The following is a 24842-nucleotide window of genomic DNA, read 5'->3' on the forward strand; positions in this document are numbered from 1 at the left end:
GCCCAAAATGGGAGCGCTCCCAACTGACGGTCGCAGGCCATGTTTGTTGCAGGCATGACACCTCGTCAACGGTCCGGACGGGACTGGTTTCCCGTCCGGACCGCTGCCGGTGCGGGTCAGCTCCCCGGGACCGCCAGCTTGCTGATGCGTACCGCTCCCCTGCTCTCGCCCGGATAGGCGCTGGTCAGCGTGAGCCGGAGCCGCGAGCCGCGGACGGCACCGAAGCTGATCACGCTCGGCTCGTCGGAAGCGGTGGCCCAGGCGACGGAGGCGCCCTTGACGGGCACATACCGCTGCCCGTCCCACACCGCGGCCGCCACCGCCGCGGGCAGACTGTGGGTCGCGCTCACCGTGAAGGAGATCTCCGCCCGGTCGAAGGTGCGGGTCCGTCCGAAGTCGACCGAGACCCAGTCCTCGGCCCTCGCGCCGCCGAAGGCCGGCAGCAGGGCGGTGGCGGCCTTGCTGAAGGCGTTGGACCAGCCGGTGGCGGGGTCGCCGTCGAGCATCGCGGCCGGGAGGGTGTCCGGTCGGCCGGAGTAACTGGCGTCCGCGTACGGGTAGTTGAGAGGCGCCGGATGATCGGGGGTGAAGGCGGCCGGTTCGGTGAGGGCGGCCGACCGGGACCGGGTGGTGCGCACCTTCGCGGTACCCGCCCGCAGCCCCTCCGCGCTCGCCGTCACCTTCAGCACTCCCGGCTCCGTTCCGGCCCGCACGATCGCGAGGGCCTTGCCGTGGAAGGCGGTGCGGGTGCTCGCCTGATAGCGCTCGGCACTCTCCTGGCGGCCGTTGTCGAGCCCGGCGAGCGAGCCGCCGGTGACCGCGAAGGAGATCAGGTGCTCGGCATCGGGCACGACCACTCCACGGGCGTCGACGACGTCGGCGGTGACGAAGACCAGTGAACGGCCGTCCGCGGCGAGCGACGTGCGGTCGGCGGTGAGACGTACGGCGTGGGGCCGGCCCGCCGTGCGCAGTACGTCGGTGGCGACGGTCCTGCCGTTCCGCCTCGCCACCGCCTTCAACTCGCCCGGCGCATACGGCACTTGCCACGTCAGATGAAGCTTGCCCGCGCTGCCGTTCGGGCTGGTGTAGCTGCCGGGGTAGGGGCCGTCGGTGAAGGTCTTGTCGTCGCCGGTGGCTTGCGTGGTCTCCAGGTACACCCGGCCGTCGGTGGTCTTCTTGGTGTCGAAGGTCCGGGTGCCGAGGGACCTGCCGTTGAGGAACAGCTCCACCTCGGGGACGTTGGCGTACGCCCACACCTCGACCGTGTCGCCCTTCTCGTGGTTCCAGGTCATCGGCACCAGGTGGACCATCGGCTCGTCGGTCCACTGGCTGCGGAAGAGGTGGTACATGTCCTTCGGGAAGCCGGCCGTGTCGACCGCCCCGAAGAAGGACGCCTTCACCGGGAAGACGTCGTACGGCGTGGGCTCGCCGATGTAGTCGATGCCGGACCAGAGGAACTGCCCGGCGAACCACTTGCGGTCCCGGTCCTTCTTGTGGCCGTACTCGCCGCTCATGGTCCAGGAGGCGAGGTTGTTGTCGTAGGACGAGGTCTCCCGCCTGCCGGGGGTGTGGTTCTCGCCGGTGTTGAGGTGCTCGGGCTCCTGGTAGGCGCCCCGCGTCGAGGTCTCGGAGGACGACTCGGACTCGAAGAGGAAGAGGTGCGGGTAGGCGGCGTGCAGTTGGTCCACCGACTTGGCGGTGTTGTAGTTCAGGCCGAGGCCGTCCAGCTTGGCCAGCATCAGATCGGCCGCCGAACCCTTGGCGGGCAGGCGGCGGTACTTGTCGGAACCGATGATCAGCGGGCGGGTGTCGTCCACGGCCCTGATCGCGGCGATGATCCGGTCGGCCATGGCGAGCCCGGCCGTCGACGTGGAGTCGGGGATCTCGTTGCCGATCGACCACAGCAGCACCGCGGGCGAGTTGCGGGCCGCCAGGACCATCTCGGTCGCGTCCCGCTCGCACCACTCGTCGAAGAACCGGCCGTAGTCGTAGCGGGTCTTGGGGGTCTTCCAGCAGTCGAAGGCCTCCACGAGCATGACGATGCCCAGTTCCTCGCAGACCTGGATCATCTCCGGGGAGGGCGGGTTGTGGGAGGTGCGGAAGGCGTTGACGCCCATCGACTTCATGATGGTCAGCTGCCGGCGGATCGCGTCGATGCTGACGGCCGCGCCGAGGGCGCCCAGGTCGTGGTGGAGGTCGACGCCCTTGATCTTGTGATGGGTGCCGTTGAGGTGGAAGCCCTCGTCCGGGTCGAAGCGGAAGGTACGGAAGCCGAAGGCGGTGCTGTAGGTGTCGGTCGTGGTGCCGCCGGCCCGCAGCTCGGTCCGCACGGTGTAGCGGTGGTGCGGTGTCTCGAGATCCCACAGCTTCGGCTCGCGGACCGTCAGTTCGTGGGTCTCGGTGGCCTTGTCGGTGACGGCGACCGTGGAGGACGTGCGGGCGACCGTACGGCCGCGGGGATCGAGGATCCGGGTGACGACCTCGATGTCGGCGGCGGTGCCGGACGCGTTCACCACGGACGTCGCCACCCGGACCAGGCCCCGCTCCCGGGTGATCTCCGGGGTCGTGACGCGGGTGCCCCAGCGCTCCACGTGCACCGCCTCGGTGACGACCAGGCGTGCCTCGCGGTAGATGCCGCTGCCCGAGTACCAGCGGCTGCTGGGGAGCCGGTTCTGCACCTTGACCGCGATCACGTTCTCGGTGGTGCCGTCGGTGTGCAGCAGGTCGGTGAGGTCGAGGGCGAACCCCGTGTAGCCGTAGGGGTGGCGGCCCACTTCGGTGCCGTTGCAGTAGACGTAGGAGTCCATGTAGACGCCGTCGAACTCCACCGAGATCCGCTTGCCTGCGAGGGCGGGCGGCAGGGTGAGGGCGAGGCGGTACCAGCCCAGGCCGCCGGGAAAGAATCCGGTTCCGCTGGTGGTGCCGTTCTGTGTGGTCGGGGCGAGTTCGATGCTCCAGTCGTGCGGGACAGCGATCTCACGCCATTCCGAGTCGTCGTATCCCGGGGCCGCGGCGTCCGTGTACTCCCCCGTCGGATCGGTGATCCCGCCCGGATTGACGAGCGCGAAGCGCCAGCCGTCGCGCAGTGCGACCGTACGGCGGCCGTACGCGTTCCCGGCGGACTCGGCGGCCTGGGCCACCGGGGTGGCCAGAAGCGCGCCCGCGGCCGGGGCGGCCGTGGAAGCGAGCAGAACCGATCTGCGAGTGACGGTCATGGCGGCTCTCCCTCATCAGGGCCCAGAAGTACTCACAACTGATCGTGAACACACAGAATCTGACGACGCGCCACTCAGGTCCGTCAAGGGTTCGGAAAGCGCCTTCTGTCCTGGGCGTCCCCCCGGACGGCCCGTTCGCCTCCGCGCGCCACCGTCTCGGACAGGTGGGATCGGCGTTCACCGGCGGGCGGGACGCACTAGGCTGGGACTCCATTTACGCATCTGATCACTGTGCGTAGGCGTGATGGAGTGGCGACGATGAGGCCGGTGGATCCGTTCGACGATGCCTCGACCGCTCGGGCCGTCATCGACGACCGGGGCGCCGTGGCCCGATGGGGCGTCGGTGCCCGGCGGCTGCTGGGGTACGAGGCCCACGAGGTGCTGGGCCGCCCCGCCGCGGCCCTGCTGGCCGAGCCGGATGCCCTGGCCGCCCTCGCCGGCCCGCGCTGGAGCGGCGATCTCACGCTGCGGCACCGGGACGGTCGCACGGTCTCCGCCCACCTGCTCGCCCTGCGCAGGCCGCCGCGAGGGGACCGGGCCGCCTGGCGTGTCGTCGTCCGGCCCGACCACACGGAGCTCGATCCGCCGGACGACGTGGTGACGGCGGCCGCGCTGAACCAGTCTCCCTGTCCCATGCTGGTCTGCGACGAGCGGCTGCGCCTGCGGTGGATCAACGACCGGATGGCCGAGTTGATCGACCTGCCCGACCACGAGGTCAGGGGACTGAGGATCACCGACATCGGCGTCCGCCCGGAGAACGCGGAGATCGAGGAACTCCTCGCCGAGGTGCTCGCCACCGGACGGGCACGCGACATCGAGGGGTACGTCCGTCCCAGCGGCCTCAACCGCGCGGCCGGGATGCTGACTCGCATCGCGCCGCTCACCGACGGTTCGGGACGGGTGCGGGGAGCCTGTCTGACCGGACACGACTTCACCGAGCACTACCTCGCCCGGGAGCGGCTCCAGCTGGTCAACGAGGCGAGCGTGCGGATCGGCACCACCCTCGACGTCACCCGTACGGCCCAGGAACTGGCGGACGTGTGCATCCCGTCGCTCGCCGACTTCGTGAGCGTCGACCTGCTGGACCCCGAGGAGAGCGGCGAGGCCCCGACCGAGCTCGCGGCACCGGTCGAACTGCGCCGCGCCGCCCACCATTCCGTGGATCCCGGCAATCCGATGGCCGTGGTGAAGCCCGGGCACACCGAGGTGTATCCCGCCACCTCGCCGCAGGCCGACTCTCTGGTGGCGGGCCGCACCATCGTCGCCACGGTGGCGTCCGGGCGCCTGGACCAGTGGCTCAACTGGAACAGAACCCGCGGCGAACGGGTCAAGGAGTTCGGCGTCCACTCCACGATGTCCGTACCGATCCAGGCCCGCGGCCAGACCCTCGGGGTCGCGGTCCTCACCCGCTACCGCCGGCCCGACCCCTTCACCCCGGATGACGTGCTGCTGGCCGAGGAGATCACCGCGCGGGCCGCGGTCTGCATCGACAACGCCCGCCGCTTCTCCCGCGAGCGCGAGACCGCCCTCGCCCTGCAGCGCAGTCTGCTGCCCCGCTCCCTGCCGCGCACCGCCGCCGTGGAGGCGGCCTCCCGCTATCTTCCGGCCGCGCGGGCCGGGGTGGGCGGCGACTGGTTCGACGTGATCCCGCTGTCGGGCATGCGGGTCGCGATGGTCGTCGGGGACGTGATCGGGCACGGCATCCAGGCCTCGGCGACGATGGGCCGGCTGCGCACCGCCGTCCGCACGCTCGCCGACATCGACCTGGCCCCGGACGAGCTGCTCACCCACCTCGACGACCTCGTCGTACGGCTGTCCGCAGAGGCCGGGCACGACGGCAGTCCCGGTGAGGTCGGGGCCAGCTGTCTGTACGCGGTCTACGACCCGGTGTCGCGGCGCTGCACGCTGGCCCGGGCGGGGCATCCGGCGCCCATGATGATGACGCCGGGCGGGCCGGCACGCCGGGTGGACCTGCCCGCGGGGCCGGCGCTGGGCCTGGGCGGGCTGCCGTTCGAGTCCGCCGAGCTGGCCCTGCCCGAGGGGACCGTGCTGTCCCTGTTCACGGACGGTCTTGTCGAGTCCAGGGAACGGGACGTGGACGCCAGTCACGCGCTGCTGTGCGAGGCCCTGGCCGTGCCCTCCGACTCCCTGGAGGAGAGCTGCGACCGGGTGCTGCACGCGCTGCTGCCGCCCGGCGGCTCCACGGACGACGTGGCACTGCTGCTGGCCCGCACCCTGGGGCTGCCCGCCTCGCAGGTGGCGACCTGGGACATCCCCGCCGACCCGGCGCTGGTGGCGCCCGTCCGCAAGCAGGTCGTGGAGCAGCTGGGCCGCTGGGACCTGAGCGAGGCGTCGTTCACGGCCGAGCTGGTCACCAGCGAGCTGGTCACGAACGCGATCCGCTACGGCGCCCACCCCATCCGGCTGCGTCTCATCCACGACGCGACCACACTGATCTGCGAGGTCTCCGACACCAGCCACACCGCGCCGCATCTGCGGCGCGCCAAGACGTGGGACGAGGGCGGCCGGGGACTGCTCCTGGTCGCGCAGCTCACCCAGCGCTGGGGCAGCCGGCACACGCCCGACGGCAAGACGATCTGGGCGGAGATCGGCCTCCTCGACGAGGAGTGAGCGAACCGTTGCGGGCCGTGCCGCGTCGGACCTCAGTGAGGGGGCACAAGGCGCTGTACGCGCGCGTGGGCGAATCACCGGGAGTGTGGAGACATGACGAACAGGTCCCTCGGTGTGCGACGGGTGGCACTGCTCGCCGGGCCGGTCGCGATGCTCGGCCTGATGGCGGGCTGCGGCAGCGGCGACGACGACTCGGCGGCGCCCGCGACCGGCGCCACCACCGTGTCCGCGTCCGTTACCGCGACAGAAGGCACCAGCAGCGCGCCGAGCGGGGTGCCGACGGACGCGGTGAGCAACTCCCTCACCCCGTCCGCACCGCACTCCCCGGTCAGTGGCACCCGCTGCCACACCTCCGAGCTGAGCGCCTCCGTCGGCCGCAACAACCCGGGCGCCGGGCAGGAGAACTTCCCGGTCGTGCTGACGAACAGGTCGAGCCGCACCTGCACCCTGTACGGCTTTCCGGGCACCGCCTTCGTCGACGCGTCCGGCAAGCAGCTGGGCCCGGACCCCCAGCGCTCCGCCACGGAGCCGGAGATGGTGAAGCTGGCGCCGGGCCGGAGCGCCTGGGCCGGGCTGTCCTTCGCGAACCCCGAGGTCAGCGGGGCGGACACGGCCACCCCCGCCGCTCTTGTGGTGACCCCGCCCGACGAGGAGGACCCGTTGAAGGTGGCGTGGAAGTCCGGGGAGGTCCCGGTGTCCGGCAACGAGTCGTCGGTGCGGCTGATCCCCTTCAGTCCGGGCACCGGGGCCTGAGCGGTCGCGTCCGGGGGTATTAGCAGGCTTCTTACCCCCGCCTGGTTTCATGACCAGGCACGATCTGCTCACGTCCCGAAGGATTCGCCCTGAACACCCCGCTCGCCGAAGCCCTGTCCGTCGCCCTGCTCGTCGCCGTGCTCGTGTGGGCGGTTCTGCGCCCCTTCGGCCTGCCGGAGGCGGTGGTCGCGGTCCCGGCGGCGGCGCTCGTGATCGTGACCGGGGCGATCACCCCGGAGCACGCGTGGGCGGAGGCCGAGCGGCTGGGGCCGGTGGTCGGGTTCCTGGCCGCAGTGCTGGTGCTCGCCCACTTCTGTGACGTCGAGGGGCTCTTCCATGCCTGTGGGGCCTGGCTGGCCCGGCGGGCGGCGGGCTCGCCCGGGAGGCTGCTGACCGGCGTCTTCGGGCTGGCGTCGGCGATCACGGCGGTGCTGAGCCTGGACGCCACCGTGGTGCTGCTGACGCCGGTGGTGCTCGTCACCGCCTCCCGGATGGGCGCCCGCGCGAAGCCGCACGTCTACGCGTGTGCGCATCTGTCCAACACGGCCTCACTGCTGCTGCCGGTGTCGAACCTCACCAACCTGTTGGCCTTCGAGGCGAGCGGGGTGAGCTTCACCCGGTTCGCCCTGCTGATGGCGCTGCCCTGGCTGGCGGCGATCGCCGTCGAGTACGCGGTGTTCCGGCGCTTCTTCGACACCGACCTCACTGTCGTCGACCACTCCCCCGAGCCGTCCGAGGAGCCCGCGCTGCCGCTGTTCGCGCTGGTCACCGTCGGCTGCACGCTGGCCGGGTTCGTGGTGGCCTCCGCGTTCGGCGTCGATCCCGCCTGGGTCGCGTGCGCGGGAGCGCTCGTGCTGGCGGGCCGCGCGCTCGTCCGGAGGAAGGCCACCCCCGTCTCGGTGGTGCGGGCGGCGGCTCCGGCCTTCCTGGCGTTCGTGCTCGCCCTCGGCGTCGTGGTGCGCGCGGTCGTCGACAACGGCCTCGCCGACGCCCTGCGCGACGTCCTGCCGGACGGGACGGGGATCGTCGCGCTGCTGGGAACAGCCGCGCTGGCCGCCGTCCTGGCGAACCTGATCAACAACCTGCCCGCGGTCCTGGTCCTGCTGCCGCTCACCGCCGCGGCCGGGCCGGGCGCGGTCCTCGCGGTGCTGATCGGGGTGAACATCGGCCCGAACCTCACCTACGCCGGGTCCCTGGCCACGCTGCTGTGGCGGCGCATCCTGCACCGCGACGACCACGAGGTCGGGCTCGGGGAGTTCACCCGGCTCGGCCTGCTGACCGTGCCGGCCGCGCTGGCCGCCGCGGTGGTGGCCCTGTGGGGCTCGCTTCAGCTCGTCGGAGCCTGAGCGGGGTCAGCGCCCGCCCCCGTAGCCGCCGCCGTACCCGGGGCCACCGGGATAGCCGTACCCGCCGGGGTAGCCGTACCCACCGCCGTAGCCGCCGCCGTTCCGGCCGCCCCCGTTGCAGTAGTACGGGTTGGTGGCGCAGTCGCCGGCGGGGGGCGCGCTGCTCGGCGGTGTCGGCGTGGCCGTCGGTGTGGCGGTCGCCGTGGGGGCCGGTGCCGGCGTCCTGGAGGGCGCGGGGGCGGACTTCGGGGTCGGTGCGGGGCTGCTGTCCGCGTCCCAGTTGACCGCTTCCATCTGGGGGTCGGGCTTCGAGGTGTCGAACACCCAGCGCTGGGCGGGGCCGTCGTCCCGGTTCTTCAGGACCAGCGCGCCGGATCCGTCGGTGGCGGCGGGGGTCAGGGCGAGGTCCTGGTTCCAGCGCGGTACGAGGGTGCCCTGGAGGGTGAAGTCGTAGCGGATGTCCTTGGTGTCGGGCGCGGTGTCGCCCGCGCAGGTCGCGAGGCGCACCGAGAAGCCGAGGCGGGAGTCCAGGCACAGGTCGGGGTCGGCGGCGCTGCGCAGCAGTCCGTCGGTCTCGTACGTCCACTGCTGGCCCTCGACCGCGGAGCACTCGGCGAGTGCGGTCTCGGCGCCCTGGGCGATCTTCTTGCCGACGACGCCGACGCAGAGTCCGGACTCGACGTTGTGCAGGCGGCCCCGCAGGTCGCCCTGACGCGCCTCGCTCGCCCCGGCCCACGACGGGTCGCCGGTCGCAGATGCCGTGTCGGTGCCGGGCACCTCGGAGGGGGCGGCGTCGGCGGGACCGTTGCCGTCCGAGTGGAACGAGGACCACATGACCAGGGGAAGGACGACGAGTCCGCTCACCGTCAGGACAGCCGCGGTGAGGTTGCGGCGGGAGGTGCTGCGGGCGGCCTTGTGGGTCGAGCGGTGCGAGGCCGAGCGCTCACGGGCGCGGGAGCGGGGGGCGGTGGCCGGCTGGCCGGCGGGAGCGGGGCCGGCAGCGGCGGACTGGCCCGGCGCGGGGAAGGGCATCGCGGCACCGAAGGCCTCACCCACGAACGCCCTGGCCGGCGCGTGCTGTTGGGCCTCGCGCGCCGCCGTCCCCGCGTCGTCCGCGTTCATCCGTGACTGTACGTAGGCGGCGGCACCCCAGCCGAGCACGGCCTCGGCGAGGGCGAGACCGAGCTGCCCGTTGAACTGGTGCAGCTGGTCGGCGGTGTGCATGCAGTGCCTGCACCGCTCCAGGTGCTCGCGCAGATCGGGGTCGAGGTCGACACCGCCACGCCGGAAGGTCACGTCGAGCAGCCGCAGGTAGTGCCGGCACTCCTGCTCGGGGGCGAGTTCACGGTGGACCTGGAGGCACTCCTCGCGCAACCGCTCGCGGGCCCGGCGCAGTTCGACGAGGGCGTCCTCCTCGTCCAGGCCCAGGAGGGCGGCGGGGGCGCCGATCGGTTCGGCCTCCACCTCGGTGTGCCACAGCAGGCAGCGGGCGGACTGCTGCAGCCGCTGGAAGGCACCGGACAGCAGCCGTCGTTCGGCGGGGGGCAGCAGGCGGGCTGCGGCCCGGTCACCGCCCGCCTCGGTTCTCAGCGCGGGGTGGAGCATCTCCCGCCGGCCGTCGGCGTCCCACTCCGCGGCGATACGGCGGATGGTGACCAGCAGATGGGGCCGCCACGCGGCGGTCGGCCCGGTGTGGCGCAGGGATTCACCGAAGAGGCGGGTGAACGCGGCCGTGGTGAGCATGCCCGCGGGGCGGGGACCGTCGGTGCACAGCCGCGCGTAGGCGAAGGCGGCTTCCCAGTGCCGGTCGAGGAGTTCACCGACGGGCTGCAGGGCCGGCGTCGTGCCGCTCCACTTCTTGAGCTCGGCGCTCAGCTGCTCGTCCGTGACGTCGTACGGGCGAACCGGAGACGGGGAATTCGACAGGCCTGCGTCATTCACGGCGGCATTTCCTCCCGAGGGCATGCTGCATTGCATAAAGTCCATACCAATGGGTACGTCCGCCTGGGACAGCTCTTTTGAAGCGTGAAGGGCGTACGGAGGGGGTCAAGAGCACACAGGATGAATGCGCATTGTCTGTGCGCTGACAAGGCACACCTTTGCACAGGTCAAGGGCGTCCAACAAGTGATCTAGCGGTTTTCCACATCCCGCCGGCCCGGCGCAGATAGACGATTTGTCAGCACCGACGCCGTAAGGATTGCCATTCTCCTGATTTCGCAATTGGAAACAGGATTCAGTTAACTCCGCGATGAGATCCAGGAAACCATTGAACCTCCACTACACCGCACGTCCGGGATCACCCATGATGTCATGCCTCAACCATTGGGCCGTACCGCCCGGTAGGCCCCGGGCGGTGTGCCGTAGCGGTCGCGGAAGACGCGGTTGAAGTGGAACGGGCTGGCGAAGCCGGAGGCGGCGGCGACACGTTCCACGGACAGGTCGGTGCTCTCCAGCAGCCGGGCGGCGTGGTGGAGGCGTGCCTCGCGCAGCGCCCGCATGGGCGAGCGGCCCAGTTGCCGGGTGAAGAGGTGGGCGAACCGGGACGGTGACAACGAGACCTGGACGGCGAGCGACCGGACCGTGTGCGGGGCCCCGGGGTCGGCCGCGATCAGTTCCTGGGCGCGCTGGATCCGAGGGTCGACGCCGGTCCCGGTCCGGGGCCCGGGCGCGGCGCCGGCGGCGAGCAGGACGACCTCCTCCAGAGCGCACAGGGCGAGTTCGCGGGCGGTGGTGCCGTGCGCCACGGCGACGGCGTCCCGGTCGCCGGGTGGGGCGGTGTCGGGCGGGGTGCCGGTACCGGTCCAGCGGGCGTCGGCGAGCATTCGGGAAAAGGCCGCCTCGATGCGGGCGTGCGGGCCGTCACCGGCGGGGTGCGGGGGGACGACGGGGTCCAAGGTGACAACGGGGTCCGGGGTGACGACGTACATGCCGTCGCCCCTGCCGTGCGGCGCCAGCCAGGCGGTCCAGGACGGTCGGGCTCCGCAGTGCGCCCACCAGAACTCCCAGTGTGCGGCGCCCTGTTGGACGCCGTAGCGGTGCGGAGTGCCGGGGGCGAGCACCACCAGGTCCCCGGCGCCCGCCCCGGTCTCGGTCCGGCCCTGGCGCAGGGTGCCCCGGCCGCCGACCGTCCAGGTGAACAGCCAGCTGTCGGCGCCGCGCGGTCGCTGGACGGCGTAGCCCGGGAGTTCGTGGTAGCAGCCGACGACCACGAGGCCCGGTGGCGGGCCGGGGTCGCCGGATGCAGCGGTCTCGGGCAATCCGTCGGCGGTCACGGGCATCCTCCTGGCACGGGCTGCGGCCTAGCGTGACGAGTGGAACACATCCGATCGGGGAGTGGGCAGATGACAGTCACGGGCATCGGGACAGGGGTGCGGCAGTTCCAGGAGGACGGCTTCATGGTCGTCCGGGGGCTGTTCGCACGCGACGAGATCGACCGGCTGTGCGGTGAGTTCACGGCCCTGCACGCCGGGGGCCCGGTGCCGGGGCACTTCGAGCCGGGTGCGCCGAGTCAGTCGGCGGATCCGCTGCGGAGGTATCCGCGCGTGATGCAGCCGCACGAGATCAACGACCTCGCGCTGCGGTTCCTGCTGGACGCCCGGCTGCGGGAGGTGCTGGAGGCGCTGCTCGGGGAGGAGGTGCTGGCCGCGCAGAGCATGTTCTACTTCAAGCCGCCGGGGGCGCGGGGGCAGGCGCTGCACCAGGACAACTTCTATCTGCGCGTCGAGCCGGGCACCTGTGTCGCGGCCTGGGTGGCCTGCGATGTGATCGACCGGGACAACGGGGGCCTCGAGGTCGTCCCGGGCACGCACCGGATGGACCTGTTCTGCCCGGAACTCGCGGACTCCGAGGTGTCGTTCGCGCGGGAGTACGTGGCACCGCCTCCGGGGCTCGCCGCGGTCCCCGTCGACATGAACCCGGGGGACGTCCTGTTCTTCAACGGCAGCCTGGTGCACGGGTCCCGGCCCAACCGTACGGCCGACCGGTTCCGGCGGTCCTTCATCGGGCACTACGTGGGTGCGTCCACCGAGCGGATCGGGCAGTACTACCGGACGCTGTCGATGAGCGGGGCGCGGGTGCCGTTGCCGGAGAGCGAGGGGGCGGGTCCGTGCGGTACCGAGTTCGCACCGCACGGACCGCACTAGTTCAGCTGTGACCGACGATGGGGCGGGTGGTGTACGGCCCCTCCAGCTCCTCGATCTCCTTGTCGCTGAGCTCCAGTTCGACCGCTGCCACCGCGTCCTCGATGTGGTGTGCCTTGCCCGCGCCGACGATCGGGGCCGCCACGGTGTCCTGGGCCAGCAGCCAGGCCAGCGCCACCTGGGCGCGCGGAACACCCCGGTCGCCGGCGATGCGGGAGACCGCCTCGACGATGGTGCGGTCGCCCTCCTGGTAGAGGCGGCTGCCGAAGTCGTCGGTGGAGCTGCGGTCGGTGACCGTGCCCCAGTCCCGGGTCAGGCGGCCACGGGCCAGCGGGCTCCACGGCAGGACGCCGACACCCTGGTCGGCGCAGAGCGGCAGCATCTCGCGCTCCTCCTCGCGGTAGAGGAGGTTGTAGTGGTTCTGCATGGACACGAACGTGGTCCAGCCGTGCCGCTCGGCCGTGTACTGCATCTTGGAGAACTGCCAGGCGTACATCGAACTGGCCCCGAGATAGCGCACCTTGCCCGCCTTCACCAGGTCGTGCAGCGCCTCCATGGTCTCCTCGACGGGGGTGTGGGGGTCGAAGCGGTGGATCTGGTACAGGTCGACGTAGTCGGTGCCCAGGCGCCGCAGGCTGTGGTCGATCTCGGTCATGATCGCCTTGCGGGACAGCCCCGCGGCGTTCTGTCCGGACCGCGTCCGGCCGTGCACCTTGGTCGCGAGCACGATCTCGTCCCGGTTCGCGAAGTCCGCGAGGGCCTTGCCGACGATCTCCTCGCTGGTGCCGTCGGAGTAGATGTTCGCGGTGTCGAAGAAGTTGATCCCGGCGTCCAGTGCCTGCCGTATCAGTGGCCGCGACGCCTCCTCGTCGAGCGTCCACTCGTGCACGCCGCGGTCCGGCAGGCCGTAGGACATGCAACCCAGACAGATCCGCGAGACGTCCAGGCCCGTCGAACCGAGCTTCACGTACTGCATCGTTGCTGCTCCTGCCTTCGAGAGGGGTCCGAAGGGGAGCCTACGACTTCGCGCTTCGGCGTCTTCCCGGCTCGACCAGATCCAACGCCCGTTCCCAGCCGAACACCTCGCCCCCGGTGCCCTGGTGGGGGTGTCCGAAGCGCACCCCCATCCCGCGCAGCCGGATCAGGCTGTCCTGGTAGGCGGGGTGGCTCGCGAGGTCGTCGGAGACACAGGGCAGGACGCCGATCGGGATGCCCCGGCCGGCCACCTCGCACAGCGTGCCCAGAGCGAGGGTGTCGGCGATGCCGGCCGCCCACTTGTTGATCGTGTTGAAGGTGGCCGGGGCGACCACGACCGCGTCCGGGTCCGGGAAGGGCCGCGGGTCCCCCGGGCGGCGCCAGGCGGAACGGATCGGGTGGCCGGTGGCCGCCTCGACGGCGGCCGCGTCGAAGAAACCGTTCATGGCGGTCGGGGTGGCGATGACGCCGACCTGCCACTCCCGCTCCTGCGCGGCGGTGATCAGCCTGCCGACATCCGTCGCGATACCGGCGGCGCACACGACGACGTACAAGAAGGGCGGTATCTCGTCCTGATCGGTCACCCCGGAACCCTACTGAAGCGGGAAGGACAGCCCGCGCTCGCTCTCGGGGCGCGGTCCGCGGATCCGGCGCTCCTTCTCCTCGATGGGCACGTCGTTGATGCTCGCCTCCCGCCGGGTCATCAGCCCGTGCTCGTCGAACTCCCACAGCTCGTTGCCGTACGACCGCCACCACTGCCCTTCGGTGTCCTGGCACTCGTACTGGAAACGGACCGCGATGTGGTTGCCGTCGAAGGCCCACAGGTCCTTGCGCAACGCATACTCCCGCTCGCGCGCCCATTTCGCGGTGAGGAACTCGACGATCTCGGCGCGGCCGGTGACGAAGGTGGCGCGGTTGCGCCACACGGAGTCCTCGGAGTAGGCGAGTGCCACGCGCTGCGGATCGCGGGTGTTCCAGGCGTCCTCGGCGGCCTGCACCTTCTGGGCGGCACTCTGGGGGGTGAAGGGCGGCAGGGGCGGGCGGTCGGTCATGTCGTCCTCCGTGGCGAGGCGCCGGGCAGGCGGAGAACGGGCGTTCTCCGGGTGCCTGCTACCGTAGGAGAACGCTCGTTCTCACGTCAAGGAGTGGTCGTCCATGGACAGTTCGGTGGCCCGTGAGCGGGTGCTGGACGCCGCCGAGGAGCTGTTCTACGGGCGCGGCATCCAGTCCGTGGGCATGGACGCCGTACGCGGCGCGTCCGGAGTCTCGCTCAAGCGGCTCTACCAGCTCTTCCCGGCGAAGGAACAGCTGGTGGAGGCCTACCTGGAGCGACGGGACGAACGATGGCGGGGTCGGCTGGCCGCGTTCGTGGAACTCCGGTCGGCTCCTGAGGAACGGATCCTGGCGGTCTTCGACTGGCTGGAGGAGTGGTTCGGCGAGGGGGGATTCCGCGGGTGCGCGTGGATCAACTCCTACGGTGAATTGGGCGCGAGCTCGGACCGGGTGGCGGCCCAGGTCCGGGCGCACAAGAAGGCGTTCGGGGACTACCTCACCTCCCTCGTGGCCGCAGCGGGGCGGCCCGCGGCGCTGGCCGGGCCGCTCTTCCTGCTCGCCGAGGGGGCCATGGTGACGGCGGGCATCACACACAGCACCCGCCCTGCGGCGGAGGCGCGAGAAGCGGCCCGGCTGCTGCTGGACTGCCGCTGAGCGGTCGACAGCGACTTCAGGAACCGCGAGAGCCCGCTGCGGGACACCCGGGTGATCGCCGTCATGGCGCGAGGTGGCGCCACGGCCCCGGCAGTTGGTGGAGACCTTCCTGGCCGACGCGCGGGGCGGTGATCCGGCCGGGCTGCCGAACGTGGTGCCGGTCATGCTGCGGGACGCTCGGGCGGCGGCCGCTGTTCGCACTCACCGTCAGAACCCGGGGGCCGACGGCTCACCTCGTACGACGCGCGCGCCAAGTCGGAGGGGATTGGGGCCCGGCCCGCTCGGCCGAGTCAGCTCACCGTCTGGGACACGGTGATGGCGGCCACGGGGCAGGCGCGGGCGGCCTCCCGGACCATGGGGTCGGCGCCACCGTCCTCACTGCCGGGCAGGAGTGTGCTGAAGCCGTCGTCGTCCTGGGTGAAGACGCCCGGGGCGGCCAGGGCGCACTGGCCCGCCCCGATGCATGCGTCCTTGTCGATGTGGATGTCCATGCGCATCGTCGGAGCCTCTTACCAGGTCACGGGGAGTTCCAGCATCCCCTGGATGGTGTCGCCGGGCTTGAAGGGGATCTCCTCGGCGGGGGCGGCGAGGCGCAGGGTGGGCAGCCGGTCGAGGAGGGTGCGCAGGGCGATCTCCAGTTCGGCGCGGGCCAGGTTCTGGCCGAGGCACTGGTGGATGCCGAAGCCGAACGCGATGTGGTGCCGGGCGGGCCGGTGCCAGTCGAGGGTGTCCGGGTCGGCGTAGACGTCCTCGTCGCGGTTGACGACCGAGGTCGAGAAGACGACGCCCTCACCCGCACGGATCCTCGTCCCGGCCACCTCGATGTCCTCCAGGGCCATCCGCAGCAGTCCGTCGGCGATCGACAGCATCCGCATGAGCTCCTCGACCGCGTTGGGGATGAGGGCGGGGTCCGTGCGCAACTCGACCAGCTGGTCGGGGTGTTGGAGGAGGGTGAAGGTGCCGAGCGAGATCATGTTGGCGGTCGTCTCGTGACCGGCGACCAGGAGGATGATCGCCAGCGCGATCAGTTCCTCACGGTTCAGCTCCCCGTCCCGCAGCTGCTGGTGGACGAGTCCGTCGAGCACGCCGTCGCCGGGTTCCGGCTGTTTCTGTTTACGGGTGATCAGTTCGTCGACGTACTCCTCGAGTTGGTCGCGGGCGTCCATGACGTCGTCGGCCGTGGGGCCGCGCAGCAGGCGCCGGGACTGTCCTTCGAAGAAGTCGTGGTCGGTGTAGGGAACGCCGAGCAGGGCGCAGATCACGGTCGAGGGGACGGGCAGCGCGAAGGCGCTCACCAGTTCGGCGGGCGGCCCCTGGGCGATCATCGCGTCGATGCGTTCGTCGACGATCTCCTGGATGCGGGGGCGGAGTTCGGTGGCCCGGCGGAGCGTGAAAGCGGGGACCATCATGCGTCGCTGGACGCGGTGTTCGGGGTCGTCGACGCCCAGCAGCGCGGTCCTCCGGTTCTTGACCGCCGCGAAGCGGGCCGTGGGCGCGGGGAAACCGTCGCGGGTGCGGTCGGTGGACAGCCGGGGGTCGGCGAGCAGAGCGCGCGCGGTGCCGTGTCCGGTGACCAGCCAGGCCGGACGGCCGTCGAAGAGGGTGATCCGGGACAGCGGGCGGGCGGCGCGCAGCGGGTCGTAGGCGGTGGGCGGGTGGTAGGGACAGGTCCGGTCCTGGGGGAAGGCGACGGGTTCCGTTTCCGTCATGGAAGACCTCGCAGACGAAGGGTGCGTCGTGCAGATCTTCATTAGATGCCCCGGGCATCTATAGGGCGACGAGAAGTTCGGCCAGATCGGTGGCGGCGGCGATCTGGCCGGAGATCGTCGCCGTGGGGCGGGGAGGCGGAGGGCTGTGTTGGCGGCGGGGCGGCCGTGGCGTGGAACTTCGGCTGCCGCGGTTCCCCTGCCGACCTCGCTATCCGGCCACGCCGAGCTCGGAGGGTCCACTTCCCGGTGGCCGTGAAACGCGGTCTGCCTCCCACGCGCAGGAGGTCGATGGCCCGACGGGGAGTGCCGGTCGGGTCTCCCGGGGAACCCGGTGGGGATGATTCCCGTTCAGGACGGTGTTGAGGTCACGAGCGGGAACCCCGTTGCACACAGCGAGGAGACAACAACCATGCCTCTTGAGGGCGAGTACGAGCCCAGCCCGACCCAGTGGGTGCGTGAGCAGGTGGAGCTGTACGAGAGCTCCGGCGGCACCAAGGGCAACACGCTCATGGACACGGGGATGCCGGTCATCATCCTGACGACCCGTGGCGCGAAGAGCGGCAGCATCCGCAAGACGCCGCTGATGCGAGTCGAGCACGAGGGGCGTTACGCGGTGGTCGCCTCGCTGGGCGGCGCGCCGAAGCACCCGGTCTGGTACCACAACGTCAAGGCCGACCCGCATGTCGAGCTCCAGGACGGCGCGGTCAAGCGGGACTTCGTCGCCCGCGAGATCACCGGCGCGGAGAAGGACGAGTGGTGGGAGCGGGCCGTCGCGGCGTACCCGCCGTACGCCGACTACCAGGAGAAGACGGACCGGGTGATTCCGGTCTTCGTTCTGGAGCCCGTCGACGGGGACTGACCCCCCTCGAAGAAATCTTCAGCCACTTCGCATGATCCGGCTCCGGCCGGGCACCCGTGCGTCAGGCCCCGCCGCGTTCCCCCGTCGCGGCGGGGCTTTCTCGTGCCTCCTCGGCCGGCCGGTCGGTCACGTCGAGGAAGATCTGGTCCGCCTCGGCCACGGTCCGGGAGACGGACCGCTTGATGCGTACGGCGACCTCCTCGACCCGCTCGCTGTCCAGACCCGGCACCAGGTCGACCCGGGCGGCCACCAGGACCGAGTCCAGCCCCATCTTCATGGTGAACAGCGCCTCCACGCTGTCGATCTCGGGCTGCGCGTCCAGTACGGCCCGGATGCGGGCACTGGACTCCGGGTCGGCCGCCTCACCGATGAGCTGCCCCTTGGCCTCGCGGCCCAGCCGGTAGGCCACGTAGACGAGCAGCACGCCGATGGCCAGTGAGGCGGACGCCTCCCACACCACCTGCCCGGTGACCATGTGCAGCGCCATGCCGATCATGGCCAGCGTCACCCCGAGCACCGCCGTGCCGTCCTCGGCGACGACCGTGCGCAGCGCCGGGTCGCGCATGCCCTTCGCGGCCCCGCCCTGCTTGTGCACCTGGTGCAGCGCCCGCAGCAGCGAGACTCCCTCGGCGAGGAGGGCCACGCCCAGCACGATCAGACCGGCCACATAGCCGCTGAGTGTCTCCTCGGCGCCGTTGCGCAGCGCCTCCACGCCCTGGAAGAAGGAGAAGCAGCCACCCATCACAAAGATCCCGACCGCCGCGATCAGCGACCAGAAGAACCGCTCCTTGCCATAGCCGAAGGGATGGCGCCGGTCGGCTGGGCGGCGGCTGCGGCGCAGCGCGGCCAGCAGAAAGACCTCGTTGAGGCTGTCCGCGACGGAGTGCGCCGCCTCCGACAGCAGCGCGGGCGAGCCCGCGAAGAGGCCGCCCACTGCCTTGGCCACGGCGATCACCAGATTCGCCGCGAGTGCCACCAGCACGGTGACGCGAGTTTTCCGGTCCGCTTCGTCGTTCGTCGTTGTCCCGCTCACCCACGGCGACTGCCCGCCTACCGGGCACTCACACCGTGCCGATTCCGGAAAACGGGGAACGCGTCCAGGACAGGCGTCAGACAGGAGGAAGCATGGGCAGCGCCGACGACGGCAACAGCGCGTACGGCCACAAGGCGTTCAAACGGTCCAAGAGCCACTTCGCGGACCGGGTCACCGCCGACGGCCGGGACGGCTGGCCGGTGGAGGCCGGCCGCTACCGCCTGGTGGTCAGCCGCGCGTGCCCCTGGGCGAGCCGGGCGGTGATCTCGCGACGGCTGCTCGGGCTCGAGGACGCGCTCTCGATGGCGATCACCGACCCGATCCAGGACGACCGCAGCTGGCGTTTCACCCTGGACCCGGACGGCCGCGACCCGGTGCTCGGCATCCACTACCTCAGCGAGGCCTACGACAAGCGGGAGAGTGACTATCCCGGCGGGGTGAGTGTGCCCGCGCTCGTGGACATTCCCAGCGGGAAGCTCGTCACCAACGACTACCAGCAGCTCACCCTGGACCTCGCCACCGAGTGGACGGCCCTGCACCGGGAGGGAGCGCCCGATCTGTATCCGCGGGCGCTGCGCGACGAGATCGACACGGTGATGGCGGACATCTACGAGGACGTCAACAACGGCGTGTACCGGGCGGGTTTCGCCAGCCGGCAGGAGGAGTACGAGGAGGCGTGCGCTGGCGTGTTCCGCCGGCTCGACCTGCTGACACCGCGGCTGGCTCGGCAGCGGTATCTGGTCGGGGACACCATCACCGAGGCGGACATCCGTCTGTTCACCACACTGGTGCGTTTCGACGCCGTCTACCACGGTCACTTCAAGTGCAACCGCTGGAAGCTGGCGGAGAACGAGGTGCTGTGGGCGTACGTCCGCGACCTCTACCAGACGCCGGGCTTCGGCGACACCGTCGACTTCGACCACATCAAGCGGCACTACTACCAGGTGCACACCGGTATCAACCCGACCGGCATCGTGCCGCTCGGACCGGACCTGGCCGGCTGGCTGACGCCGCATCACCGTGAGGAGCTCGGCGGCCGTCCGTTCGGCGACGGGACCCCGCCGGGCCCGGTGCCGACGGCCGAGGCGGTCCCGGCGCACCACCGACCCACCACTGAGCAAGGAGATTGACGTGGCAAAGAAGAAGAAGCTGCCCCTCGCCTACAAGCCCCTCGGCTTCGTACTCGGCTGGACGAGCGGAACGCTGGCGGGACTGGCCTTCCAGAAGACCTGGAAGGCCATCCGGCACGAGGACAACGCGCCCGACGCCCTGGACCGTGACCGCCGCTGGGGAGAGATCCTGCTGGCTGCGGCGGTCCAGGGCGCCATCTTCGCCGTGGTTCGCAGCGCGGTGGACCGCGCCGGCGCCACAGCCATCGAACGCTCCACCGGGGTCTGGCCGGCCGACGACAAGGGCGGCCGCGACTGACTCAGCCCTGCTTGGGCGCGGTCGGGGTGACCAGGCGCACGGTGAAGGAGTGTCCGGCGGGGTCGGCGTAGCCGCGTTCCTCGAACGGCCCCGCCACGTCCTTCGTCTCCAGCGGACGCCCGCCGAGCTCCACCACCTTGCGTTCGACCGCGTCCAGGTCCTCCACCACGAAGTCGATGTGGGCCTGGAGGGAGTTCTCGGGGCGGGGCCAGCTCGGCGGTGTGGCGTTCACGTCACGGCGGAACGCCAGCCGGAAGCCGTCGGCTCCCTTGATTTCCACGCGGTTCGCGGTCGCGTCGGTCTGCTCGGCCGCCAGCAGCTCCTTGTAGAACACGGCGAGCTTCTCGGGCTCGGCACAGTCGAGCACCACGACCCCCGCTTTCACCAGTGCCATGTCTCCTCCGAAGGGTATGGCCACGGGGTGTTGGCGCCCCGCGGCCCTACCTTGCGGATATCCCGGCACGGCCGATTCAGTCGGCGACCAGCCACTGTCCGTCCCGCATCAGCTCACGCCCGGTGAGCTCGTTCTCCTCCCGCCAGGCCTGCACCCGCCGCGGGCGGACGCGGAAGTACAGGTAGGGCGTGGTGAGCTGTCGGGGGTCGAAGCCGGTCCGCTCGGCGAACCGGTCCCCCTCCTCCTGGCTCAACTCGGCCTGGGTGACGGTCTCGACGGTCCCTTCGATCATCGCGACGTCCCGGGTGGGCCCGAGGCCGAGCCGTACTCTGCCGGTCGCCTTCAGGTTCCGTCCGGTGGGGCTGGTGGCCGGGGTGGCGAGGAGAAGGGTGGAGCCGTCCCAGAGGAACGAGAGCGGGACGAGGTACGGCACGCCCGAGGCGTCGTCCGGTGCTGTGGCGACCCAGACGTCCTGATCGTGCTCAAGTCGGTACAGGGTGTCCTGCTTGCGCTGCTTGGCGGGACGTGGCGACTGCTCGGCCATCGGTGTGCGTCCTCCTGCTGGCTGCCGGATCATCAACTGACCGTGTCAGTGTGTCCGTTCGGGCAGGATTCCACCTCCGCCTCTCGACCTAGGGCGTGCCGCAGCGTCACGGTGTGGGTCCCGCATCCCCGGCGCTCGTAGAAGCGGATCGCCTCGGCGTCGGCCGCGTAGGCGGCGACCTCCGCCGTTCAGCGTGACCGACTTCACCGGCCGCACGGCCGAGGGCTGGGGAGACTTCCTGGACGGGTGTCCAGCTATAATAGGCACCTGTCCAAGAAGTGGGGAAAGCTGATGGAGATCCTGGCGAATGTGCTGGTCGGCCTGGTGGCGGCGCTGCATGTGTACATCCTGGTGATGGAGATGTTCCTGTGGCAGAAGAAGCCGGGGATGTCCTTCCACGGGTTCGACCGGGAGATGGCCCGGGCCACCGCTCCGTTGGCCGCCAATCAGGGGCTCTACAACGGGTTCCTCGCGGCGGGGCTGGTGTGGGGGCTCGTCGCCGGGGATCCGACGGGGTTCCGGGCGCAGGTGTTCTTCCTCGTGTGCGTGATCGTCGCCGGCGTGTACGGCGCCGTCACCGCCAACGTCCGGATCCTCGCCGCCCAGGCATTGCCCGGCGCGATCGCCCTGGCCGCCGTCCTCGTGGCGCAGTGACCCGCCCCGCACCCGAGGACCCGCGGGCGGCCCGCACCCGGGCGCGGCTGCGGGAGGCGCTGCTCGCGGAGTGCGCCGAGCGGCCGCTGGAGGAGGTCGGCGTGGCCGCGCTGGTCCGGCGGGCCGGGGTCGGCCGGGCCACCTTCTACGTGCACTACGACGGCCTGGAGGCGCTCGCCGTCGACGCCTGCGCGGATGTCGTACGGGATGCCGTGGAGGCGCTGCACGCCTGGCGCGGGCGGCCCGATCCGGTGCACGCGCCGCCCGCGCTCGGGGAGTTCTTCGCCTCGCTCGCGCCGCACGCCGCCCTGTACCGGTCCCTGCTCGCCCCGGGCGGCGGCGGACCGCTCGGCCAGGTCCTGCACCGGGATCTGAGGGCCTACAGCCTGCGGGAGCGCGAGCTCGCGGGGGCCGCCGACGCCCCGCTGGTCGCCTCCGCGGTCGCGGCCACCTTCGCCGGTGTCCTCGGCGACTGGCTGCACGGCCTGCTCGATGCCAGCACGTCCCAAATCGCCGACCAGGTGTGGCAGTTGCTGGTCGCCCTGCACGCCAGCCGGTGAACTCGCCTCACATGCAGGCCACGCGCTCCTTGAGCAGGGGCCAGGCCTCGACGCCGTCGGGTGTGCGGACGTACGCGGTTCCGCGGTCGCCGGTCAGCCACAACTCCCGCTCCTCGTACCGGTATCCGGTGTCGTGGGCGTTCGCCGGCAGGGTGACCGAGCCGTCGTAGGCCGCGGTGAGCATGCCCGGTTCGAGCAGGCCCTGCGGATCACGGCCGTACGTCCGCCCGCCGAGATCGAGGAAGTGCACCTGCCGCCAGCCGCAGTGCTCGTCCCCCGCACCGCTGCTCACCTCGGTGGTCGGCACCCGGCGGCCCGCGCGGTCGGTCCAGATCTCGTAGCCGTGGGAGGCGGTCCAGCCGGCCGGGAGTTCGGACGGGTCGCAGGACGCGCTGGTCTCCGGGCCCCAACCGGGCCTGTCCTCCTGGTCCTTGGCGACCACGACCGCCACCTTGGTCCGGCCGTCGACGTCGTAGGAGTACAGCACGCGGTCCGTCTCCCGGCGCTCGACGCGATAACCGGTGCGGGGGTCGCCCGGGTCGAACAGGTCGAAGTACAGCTTCAGTCCTTCCTCCGGGCTGTCCCCACCGTCGTCCCTGCTCCAGCCGTCGGGGCCGTTGCCGTTGTAGATGCCCCCAGCACACTCCAGCGCCCGGCCCGCGGACCCTGAGGCGATCCGCAACGCCTGCTGTGTGTGCTCGTCGAGTTCCTTCGTGGGGAGGTCCATCGGCCCGTCGTAGGGCGTGGCCGGTGCGGTGCCCTCGACCACCACGCCCTCCCCCGACTCGCACCCCACGACCGTCATGGCCACGGCCGCCAGCACCGCCCACAGCCCTCTGCGCATTCCCGCCCCCTGCACCCCGCCCGCCTTCATGATCCTTCGACGCAGCGGGGCCCCGGAACGTTCAGCGCGCCGCCGTCTGGAACGTGCGCCGGTACACCTGCGGCGACACCCCGATCGCCGCGTGCAGGTGCTGACGCAGGGACGCGCCCGTGGCGAAGCCCACGCGGCCGGCGATCCGGTCGACCGACAGATCGCTGGACTCCAGGAGGTGCCGGGCCCGTGCGACGCGCTGCTGGATGAGCCAGCGGCCGGGGCTCATGCCCACCTCGTCGTTGAAGCGGCGGGCGAAGGTGCGCAGGCTCATCCGGGCGTGGACGGCCAGGTCGCCCAGGGTCAGGGGCTCGTCGAGGCGTTCCAGCGCCCAGGCGCGGGTCCCGGCCGTGCTCGCGGCGCCCTGCTCCGGGACCGGCTGCTCGATGTACTGGGCCTGACCGCCGTCCCGGAACGGCGGGACCACACAGCGGCGGGCGACGGTGTTGGCGAGTTCGCTGCCGTGGTCCTTGCGGACGAGGTGCAGGCAGACGTCCACGCCGGAGGCGGCCCCGGCCGAGGTGAGGATGCGGCCGTCGTCGACGAAGAGGACGTCGGGGTCGAGGTCGACGTGCGGGTACCTGATCCGGAACAGGTCCGCGAGCTGCCAGTGGGTCGTCGCCCGGCGGCCTTCCAGGAGACCGGCCGCGGCGAGGACGAAGGCACCGGTGCAGATGGAGACGATCCGGGCGTCGGGGCGGACGTACGCGAGGGCCTCACGCACCTCCTCCGGGAGCTCGGCGGGCATCCGCTCCGGCGAGACGGGGGTGATCACCACGGTGTCGGCGGTCGCCAGGATCTGCGGCCCGTGCTCGACGCCGATGGTGAAGTCGGCGTTGGTGCGCACCGGTCGGCCGTCGACCGTGCAGGTCAGCACCTCGTACCGGCCGTCGGCGGCGCCGAGGATCCGGCTGGGGATGCCCAGCTCGAAGGGGTACACGCCGTCCAGGGCCAGCACCACGACCCGCTCGGTCCGCTCCACATGTCGCATGGCACGATCCTATCGAAGCTTGGCAATCATGCCATTTCCCGGACGGGCGCAGCCGGGCAGGCTGGACGACCATGAGCACTGTGAACACCATGCGAGCCATCAGCCAGGACACACTCGGCGGTCCCGAGGTCCTCAAGGAGATCGAGGTCGAACGCCCCGAGCCGCGGCCCAACCAGGTACTGGTCCGGGTGCGGGCGGCCGGTCTGAACCCGACCGACTGGAAGCACCGCGCCACCGGCGGTTTCCTCGGCGAGCCGCCGTTCGCCCTCGGCTGGGACGTCTCCGGCGTCGTCGAGGCGGTCGGCATCGGGGTCGCCACCTTCAAGCCCGGCGACGAGGTGTTCGGCATGCTGCCGTACCCGTGGGGCCACGGTTCGCACGCGGAGTACGTGATCGCGCCGGTGCGGGCCCTCACGCACAAGCCGGCGTCGATCGACCACACCCAGGCGGGCGCGCTGCCCCTCGTGTCGCTGACCGCGTGGCAGGCGCTGGTCGAGAACGCCGAACTGCGGCCCGGACAGCGGGTGTTGATCCACGCGGCGGCCGGCGGGGTGGGTCATGTGGCCGTGCAGATCGCCAAGGCGCGGGGAGCGCACGTGATCGGTACGGCGAGCGCGGGCAAGCACGACTTCCTGCGCGAACTGGGCGCGGACGAGGTGATCGACTACCGGGAGACGGACTTCGCCGAGGCGGTGAAGGACGTCGACGTCGTGCTGGACACGCTGGGCGGCGAGACGTCCGTGCGTTCGCTGCGGGTGCTGCGGCCGGGCGGGGTCGTGGTGTCGATCCTGCCGGTCGGCTCGGACGAGTTCACCGAAGAGGCCGAGCGGCTCGGTGTCAGGGCCGTGCGGATGCTCGTCGACGCGGACCGCGCCGGGATGAACGCGATCGTGGACCTGGTGGAGAAGGGCGAGCTGCGGGCCACGATCGCGGGGACGTTCCCGTTGGCCGATGCCGCCGAGGCCCACAGGCTCGGCGACACCGGCCGTACCACCGGGAAGCTGGTCCTGGTGGTCGACTGACCTCTCA

24 protein-coding genes are annotated in these 24842 nt (G+C 71.3%); 11 read left to right on the plus strand and 13 right to left on the minus strand.

Annotated elements, in window-relative coordinates:
• Positions 1-116 precede the first annotated feature (116 nt).
• Positions 117-3215: a glycoside hydrolase family 2 TIM barrel-domain containing protein gene (locus ACGFWE_RS02705; protein ID WP_393597340.1), complete on the minus strand. Its 3099-nt coding sequence runs from the start codon at positions 3213-3215 to the stop codon at positions 117-119.
• Between the two features lie 258 nt (positions 3216-3473).
• On the opposite strand from ACGFWE_RS02705, the gene ACGFWE_RS02710 reads away from it, so the two are divergent.
• The 3 genes from ACGFWE_RS02710 (at position 3474) to ACGFWE_RS02720 (ending at position 7945) form a co-directional block, all read left to right on the plus strand.
• Positions 3474-5846, plus strand: a complete 2373-nt coding sequence (locus tag ACGFWE_RS02710; protein WP_393597342.1) for a SpoIIE family protein phosphatase — start codon at positions 3474-3476, stop codon at positions 5844-5846.
• A 93-nt stretch (positions 5847-5939) separates the two neighbouring features.
• Positions 5940-6599 carry a DUF4232 domain-containing protein gene (locus ACGFWE_RS02715; RefSeq protein ID WP_393597344.1) on the plus strand — a complete coding sequence of 220 codons (660 nt, stop codon included), beginning with the start codon at positions 5940-5942 and terminating at the stop codon, positions 6597-6599.
• A gap of 89 nt (positions 6600-6688) precedes the next feature.
• Positions 6689-7945 carry an SLC13 family permease gene (locus ACGFWE_RS02720; RefSeq protein ID WP_393598913.1) on the plus strand — a complete coding sequence of 419 codons (1257 nt, stop codon included), beginning with the start codon at positions 6689-6691 and terminating at the stop codon, positions 7943-7945.
• Between the two features lie 6 nt (positions 7946-7951).
• Here ACGFWE_RS02720 and ACGFWE_RS02725 read toward each other — a convergent pair whose 3' ends face one another.
• Both ACGFWE_RS02725 and ACGFWE_RS02730 read right to left on the minus strand, forming a co-directional pair.
• Positions 7952-9886 (minus strand): ricin-type beta-trefoil lectin domain protein, encoded by a 1935-nt coding sequence (locus ACGFWE_RS02725; protein WP_393597346.1) that lies wholly within the window; start codon positions 9884-9886, stop codon positions 7952-7954.
• A 375-nt stretch (positions 9887-10261) separates the two neighbouring features.
• Entirely contained in the window at positions 10262-11218 is a 957-nt protein-coding gene (locus ACGFWE_RS02730; RefSeq protein ID WP_393597348.1) for a helix-turn-helix domain-containing protein, read from the minus strand.
• Between the two features lie 69 nt (positions 11219-11287).
• Between ACGFWE_RS02730 and ACGFWE_RS02735 the strand changes: the two genes are divergently transcribed.
• Positions 11288-12088 (plus strand): phytanoyl-CoA dioxygenase family protein, encoded by an 801-nt coding sequence (locus ACGFWE_RS02735; RefSeq protein WP_393597350.1) that lies wholly within the window; start codon positions 11288-11290, stop codon positions 12086-12088.
• Position 12089: 1 nt separating this feature from the next.
• Here the strand turns inward: ACGFWE_RS02735 and ACGFWE_RS02740 are convergent, their stop codons facing one another.
• Genes ACGFWE_RS02740 through ACGFWE_RS02750 form a run of 3 tightly spaced genes read right to left on the minus strand, consistent with a single transcriptional unit; the run spans position 12090 to position 14112 of the window.
• The gene (locus tag ACGFWE_RS02740) at positions 12090-13061 is read right to left on the minus strand and encodes an aldo/keto reductase (RefSeq protein WP_352384855.1); all 972 of its coding nucleotides are present in this window, start codon (positions 13059-13061) and stop codon (positions 12090-12092) included.
• A 40-nt stretch (positions 13062-13101) separates the two neighbouring features.
• Entirely contained in the window at positions 13102-13644 is a 543-nt protein-coding gene (locus tag ACGFWE_RS02745) for a flavoprotein (RefSeq protein ID WP_393597352.1), read from the minus strand.
• Positions 13645-13653: 9 nt separating this feature from the next.
• The gene (locus ACGFWE_RS02750) at positions 13654-14112 is read right to left on the minus strand and encodes a DUF1348 family protein (RefSeq protein ID WP_393597354.1); all 459 of its coding nucleotides are present in this window, start codon (positions 14110-14112) and stop codon (positions 13654-13656) included.
• A 103-nt stretch (positions 14113-14215) separates the two neighbouring features.
• On the opposite strand from ACGFWE_RS02750, the gene ACGFWE_RS02755 reads away from it, so the two are divergent.
• Complete coding sequence (locus tag ACGFWE_RS02755) at positions 14216-14767, plus strand: TetR/AcrR family transcriptional regulator (protein ID WP_393597356.1); 552 nt, start codon at positions 14216-14218, stop codon at positions 14765-14767.
• Between the two features lie 290 nt (positions 14768-15057).
• On the opposite strand, the gene ACGFWE_RS02760 is transcribed toward ACGFWE_RS02755, so the two are convergent.
• Positions 15058-15258: a ferredoxin gene (locus tag ACGFWE_RS02760; protein WP_393598915.1), complete on the minus strand. Its 201-nt coding sequence runs from the start codon at positions 15256-15258 to the stop codon at positions 15058-15060.
• An 18-nt stretch (positions 15259-15276) separates the two neighbouring features.
• Positions 15277-16476, minus strand: coding sequence for a cytochrome P450 (locus tag ACGFWE_RS02765; RefSeq protein ID WP_393597358.1), 1200 nt, complete (start codon positions 16474-16476; stop codon positions 15277-15279).
• A gap of 409 nt (positions 16477-16885) precedes the next feature.
• On the opposite strand from ACGFWE_RS02765, the gene ACGFWE_RS02770 reads away from it, so the two are divergent.
• Complete coding sequence (locus ACGFWE_RS02770) at positions 16886-17335, plus strand: nitroreductase family deazaflavin-dependent oxidoreductase (RefSeq protein WP_393597360.1); 450 nt, start codon at positions 16886-16888, stop codon at positions 17333-17335.
• A gap of 61 nt (positions 17336-17396) precedes the next feature.
• Here the strand turns inward: ACGFWE_RS02770 and ACGFWE_RS02775 are convergent, their stop codons facing one another.
• Positions 17397-18368: a cation diffusion facilitator family transporter gene (locus ACGFWE_RS02775; protein WP_352384843.1), complete on the minus strand. Its 972-nt coding sequence runs from the start codon at positions 18366-18368 to the stop codon at positions 17397-17399.
• 92 nt (positions 18369-18460) lie between these two features.
• Between ACGFWE_RS02775 and ACGFWE_RS02780 the strand changes: the two genes are divergently transcribed.
• Together ACGFWE_RS02780 and ACGFWE_RS02785 are read left to right on the plus strand one after the other, a co-directional pair.
• Positions 18461-19498 (plus strand): glutathione S-transferase family protein, encoded by a 1038-nt coding sequence (locus tag ACGFWE_RS02780; protein ID WP_393597362.1) that lies wholly within the window; start codon positions 18461-18463, stop codon positions 19496-19498.
• Between the two features lies 1 nt (position 19499).
• Entirely contained in the window at positions 19500-19796 is a 297-nt protein-coding gene (locus ACGFWE_RS02785) for a DUF4235 domain-containing protein (RefSeq protein ID WP_352384839.1), read from the plus strand.
• Between the two features lies 1 nt (position 19797).
• Here ACGFWE_RS02785 and ACGFWE_RS02790 read toward each other — a convergent pair whose 3' ends face one another.
• Positions 19798-20190, minus strand: coding sequence for a VOC family protein (locus ACGFWE_RS02790; RefSeq protein ID WP_393597364.1), 393 nt, complete (start codon positions 20188-20190; stop codon positions 19798-19800).
• Between the two features lie 76 nt (positions 20191-20266).
• Positions 20267-20734, minus strand: coding sequence for a pyridoxamine 5'-phosphate oxidase family protein (locus tag ACGFWE_RS02795; RefSeq protein ID WP_352384835.1), 468 nt, complete (start codon positions 20732-20734; stop codon positions 20267-20269).
• A 291-nt stretch (positions 20735-21025) separates the two neighbouring features.
• On the opposite strand from ACGFWE_RS02795, the gene ACGFWE_RS02800 reads away from it, so the two are divergent.
• Both ACGFWE_RS02800 and ACGFWE_RS02805 read left to right on the plus strand, forming a co-directional pair.
• A complete protein-coding gene (locus ACGFWE_RS02800) occupies positions 21026-21388 on the plus strand; it encodes a DUF1304 domain-containing protein (RefSeq protein ID WP_352385773.1) in 363 nt (120 codons plus the stop codon).
• On the plus strand, positions 21385-21948 hold the full coding sequence (locus tag ACGFWE_RS02805; protein ID WP_352384833.1) for a TetR/AcrR family transcriptional regulator: 564 nt from the start codon (positions 21385-21387) through the stop codon (positions 21946-21948). The genes ACGFWE_RS02800 and ACGFWE_RS02805 overlap by 4 nt, the downstream gene beginning before the upstream one ends.
• Before the next feature lie 7 nt (positions 21949-21955).
• Here the strand turns inward: ACGFWE_RS02805 and ACGFWE_RS02810 are convergent, their stop codons facing one another.
• Complete coding sequence (locus ACGFWE_RS02810; protein WP_393597366.1) at positions 21956-22792, minus strand: hypothetical protein; 837 nt, start codon at positions 22790-22792, stop codon at positions 21956-21958.
• 61 nt (positions 22793-22853) lie between these two features.
• On the minus strand, positions 22854-23813 hold the full coding sequence (locus tag ACGFWE_RS02815; RefSeq protein ID WP_352384829.1) for a helix-turn-helix domain-containing protein: 960 nt from the start codon (positions 23811-23813) through the stop codon (positions 22854-22856).
• A 71-nt stretch (positions 23814-23884) separates the two neighbouring features.
• Here ACGFWE_RS02815 and ACGFWE_RS02820 point away from each other — a divergent pair, with 71 nt between their 5' ends.
• A complete protein-coding gene (locus tag ACGFWE_RS02820) occupies positions 23885-24835 on the plus strand; it encodes an NADP-dependent oxidoreductase (protein ID WP_352384827.1) in 951 nt (316 codons plus the stop codon).
• The last annotated feature ends 7 nt before the right edge of the window (positions 24836-24842 follow it).

It is taken from the genome of Streptomyces sp. NPDC048523 (assembly GCF_043199815.1).
Lineage (GTDB): Bacteria > Actinomycetota > Actinomycetes > Streptomycetales > Streptomycetaceae > Streptomyces.

Excerpts from the sequence above, each read along its gene's own strand:
- ACGFWE_RS02765 (WP_393597358.1), bottom strand. The coding sequence starts at position 16,476 with ATGACGGAAACGGAACCCGTCGCCTTCCCCCAGGACCGGACCTGTCCC.
- ACGFWE_RS02710 (WP_393597342.1), top strand. The coding sequence starts at position 3,474 with ATGAGGCCGGTGGATCCGTTCGACGATGCCTCGACCGCTCGGGCCGTC.
- ACGFWE_RS02770 (WP_393597360.1), top strand. The coding sequence starts at position 16,886 with ATGCCTCTTGAGGGCGAGTACGAGCCCAGCCCGACCCAGTGGGTGCGT.
- ACGFWE_RS02760 (WP_393598915.1), bottom strand. The coding sequence starts at position 15,258 with ATGGACATCCACATCGACAAGGACGCATGCATCGGGGCGGGCCAGTGC.
- ACGFWE_RS02740 (WP_352384855.1), bottom strand. The coding sequence starts at position 13,061 with ATGCAGTACGTGAAGCTCGGTTCGACGGGCCTGGACGTCTCGCGGATC.
- ACGFWE_RS02790 (WP_393597364.1), bottom strand. The coding sequence starts at position 20,190 with ATGGCACTGGTGAAAGCGGGGGTCGTGGTGCTCGACTGTGCCGAGCCC.
- ACGFWE_RS02815 (WP_352384829.1), bottom strand. The coding sequence starts at position 23,813 with ATGCGACATGTGGAGCGGACCGAGCGGGTCGTGGTGCTGGCCCTGGAC.
- ACGFWE_RS02715 (WP_393597344.1), top strand. The coding sequence starts at position 5,940 with ATGACGAACAGGTCCCTCGGTGTGCGACGGGTGGCACTGCTCGCCGGG.
- ACGFWE_RS02755 (WP_393597356.1), top strand. The coding sequence starts at position 14,216 with ATGGACAGTTCGGTGGCCCGTGAGCGGGTGCTGGACGCCGCCGAGGAG.
- ACGFWE_RS02705 (WP_393597340.1), bottom strand. The coding sequence starts at position 3,215 with ATGACCGTCACTCGCAGATCGGTTCTGCTCGCTTCCACGGCCGCCCCG.
- ACGFWE_RS02780 (WP_393597362.1), top strand. The coding sequence starts at position 18,461 with ATGGGCAGCGCCGACGACGGCAACAGCGCGTACGGCCACAAGGCGTTC.
- ACGFWE_RS02810 (WP_393597366.1), bottom strand. The coding sequence starts at position 22,792 with ATGCGCAGAGGGCTGTGGGCGGTGCTGGCGGCCGTGGCCATGACGGTC.
- ACGFWE_RS02800 (WP_352385773.1), top strand. The coding sequence starts at position 21,026 with ATGGAGATCCTGGCGAATGTGCTGGTCGGCCTGGTGGCGGCGCTGCAT.
- ACGFWE_RS02795 (WP_352384835.1), bottom strand. The coding sequence starts at position 20,734 with ATGGCCGAGCAGTCGCCACGTCCCGCCAAGCAGCGCAAGCAGGACACC.
- ACGFWE_RS02735 (WP_393597350.1), top strand. The coding sequence starts at position 11,288 with ATGACAGTCACGGGCATCGGGACAGGGGTGCGGCAGTTCCAGGAGGAC.
- ACGFWE_RS02820 (WP_352384827.1), top strand. The coding sequence starts at position 23,885 with ATGAGCACTGTGAACACCATGCGAGCCATCAGCCAGGACACACTCGGC.
- ACGFWE_RS02750 (WP_393597354.1), bottom strand. The coding sequence starts at position 14,112 with ATGACCGACCGCCCGCCCCTGCCGCCCTTCACCCCCCAGAGTGCCGCC.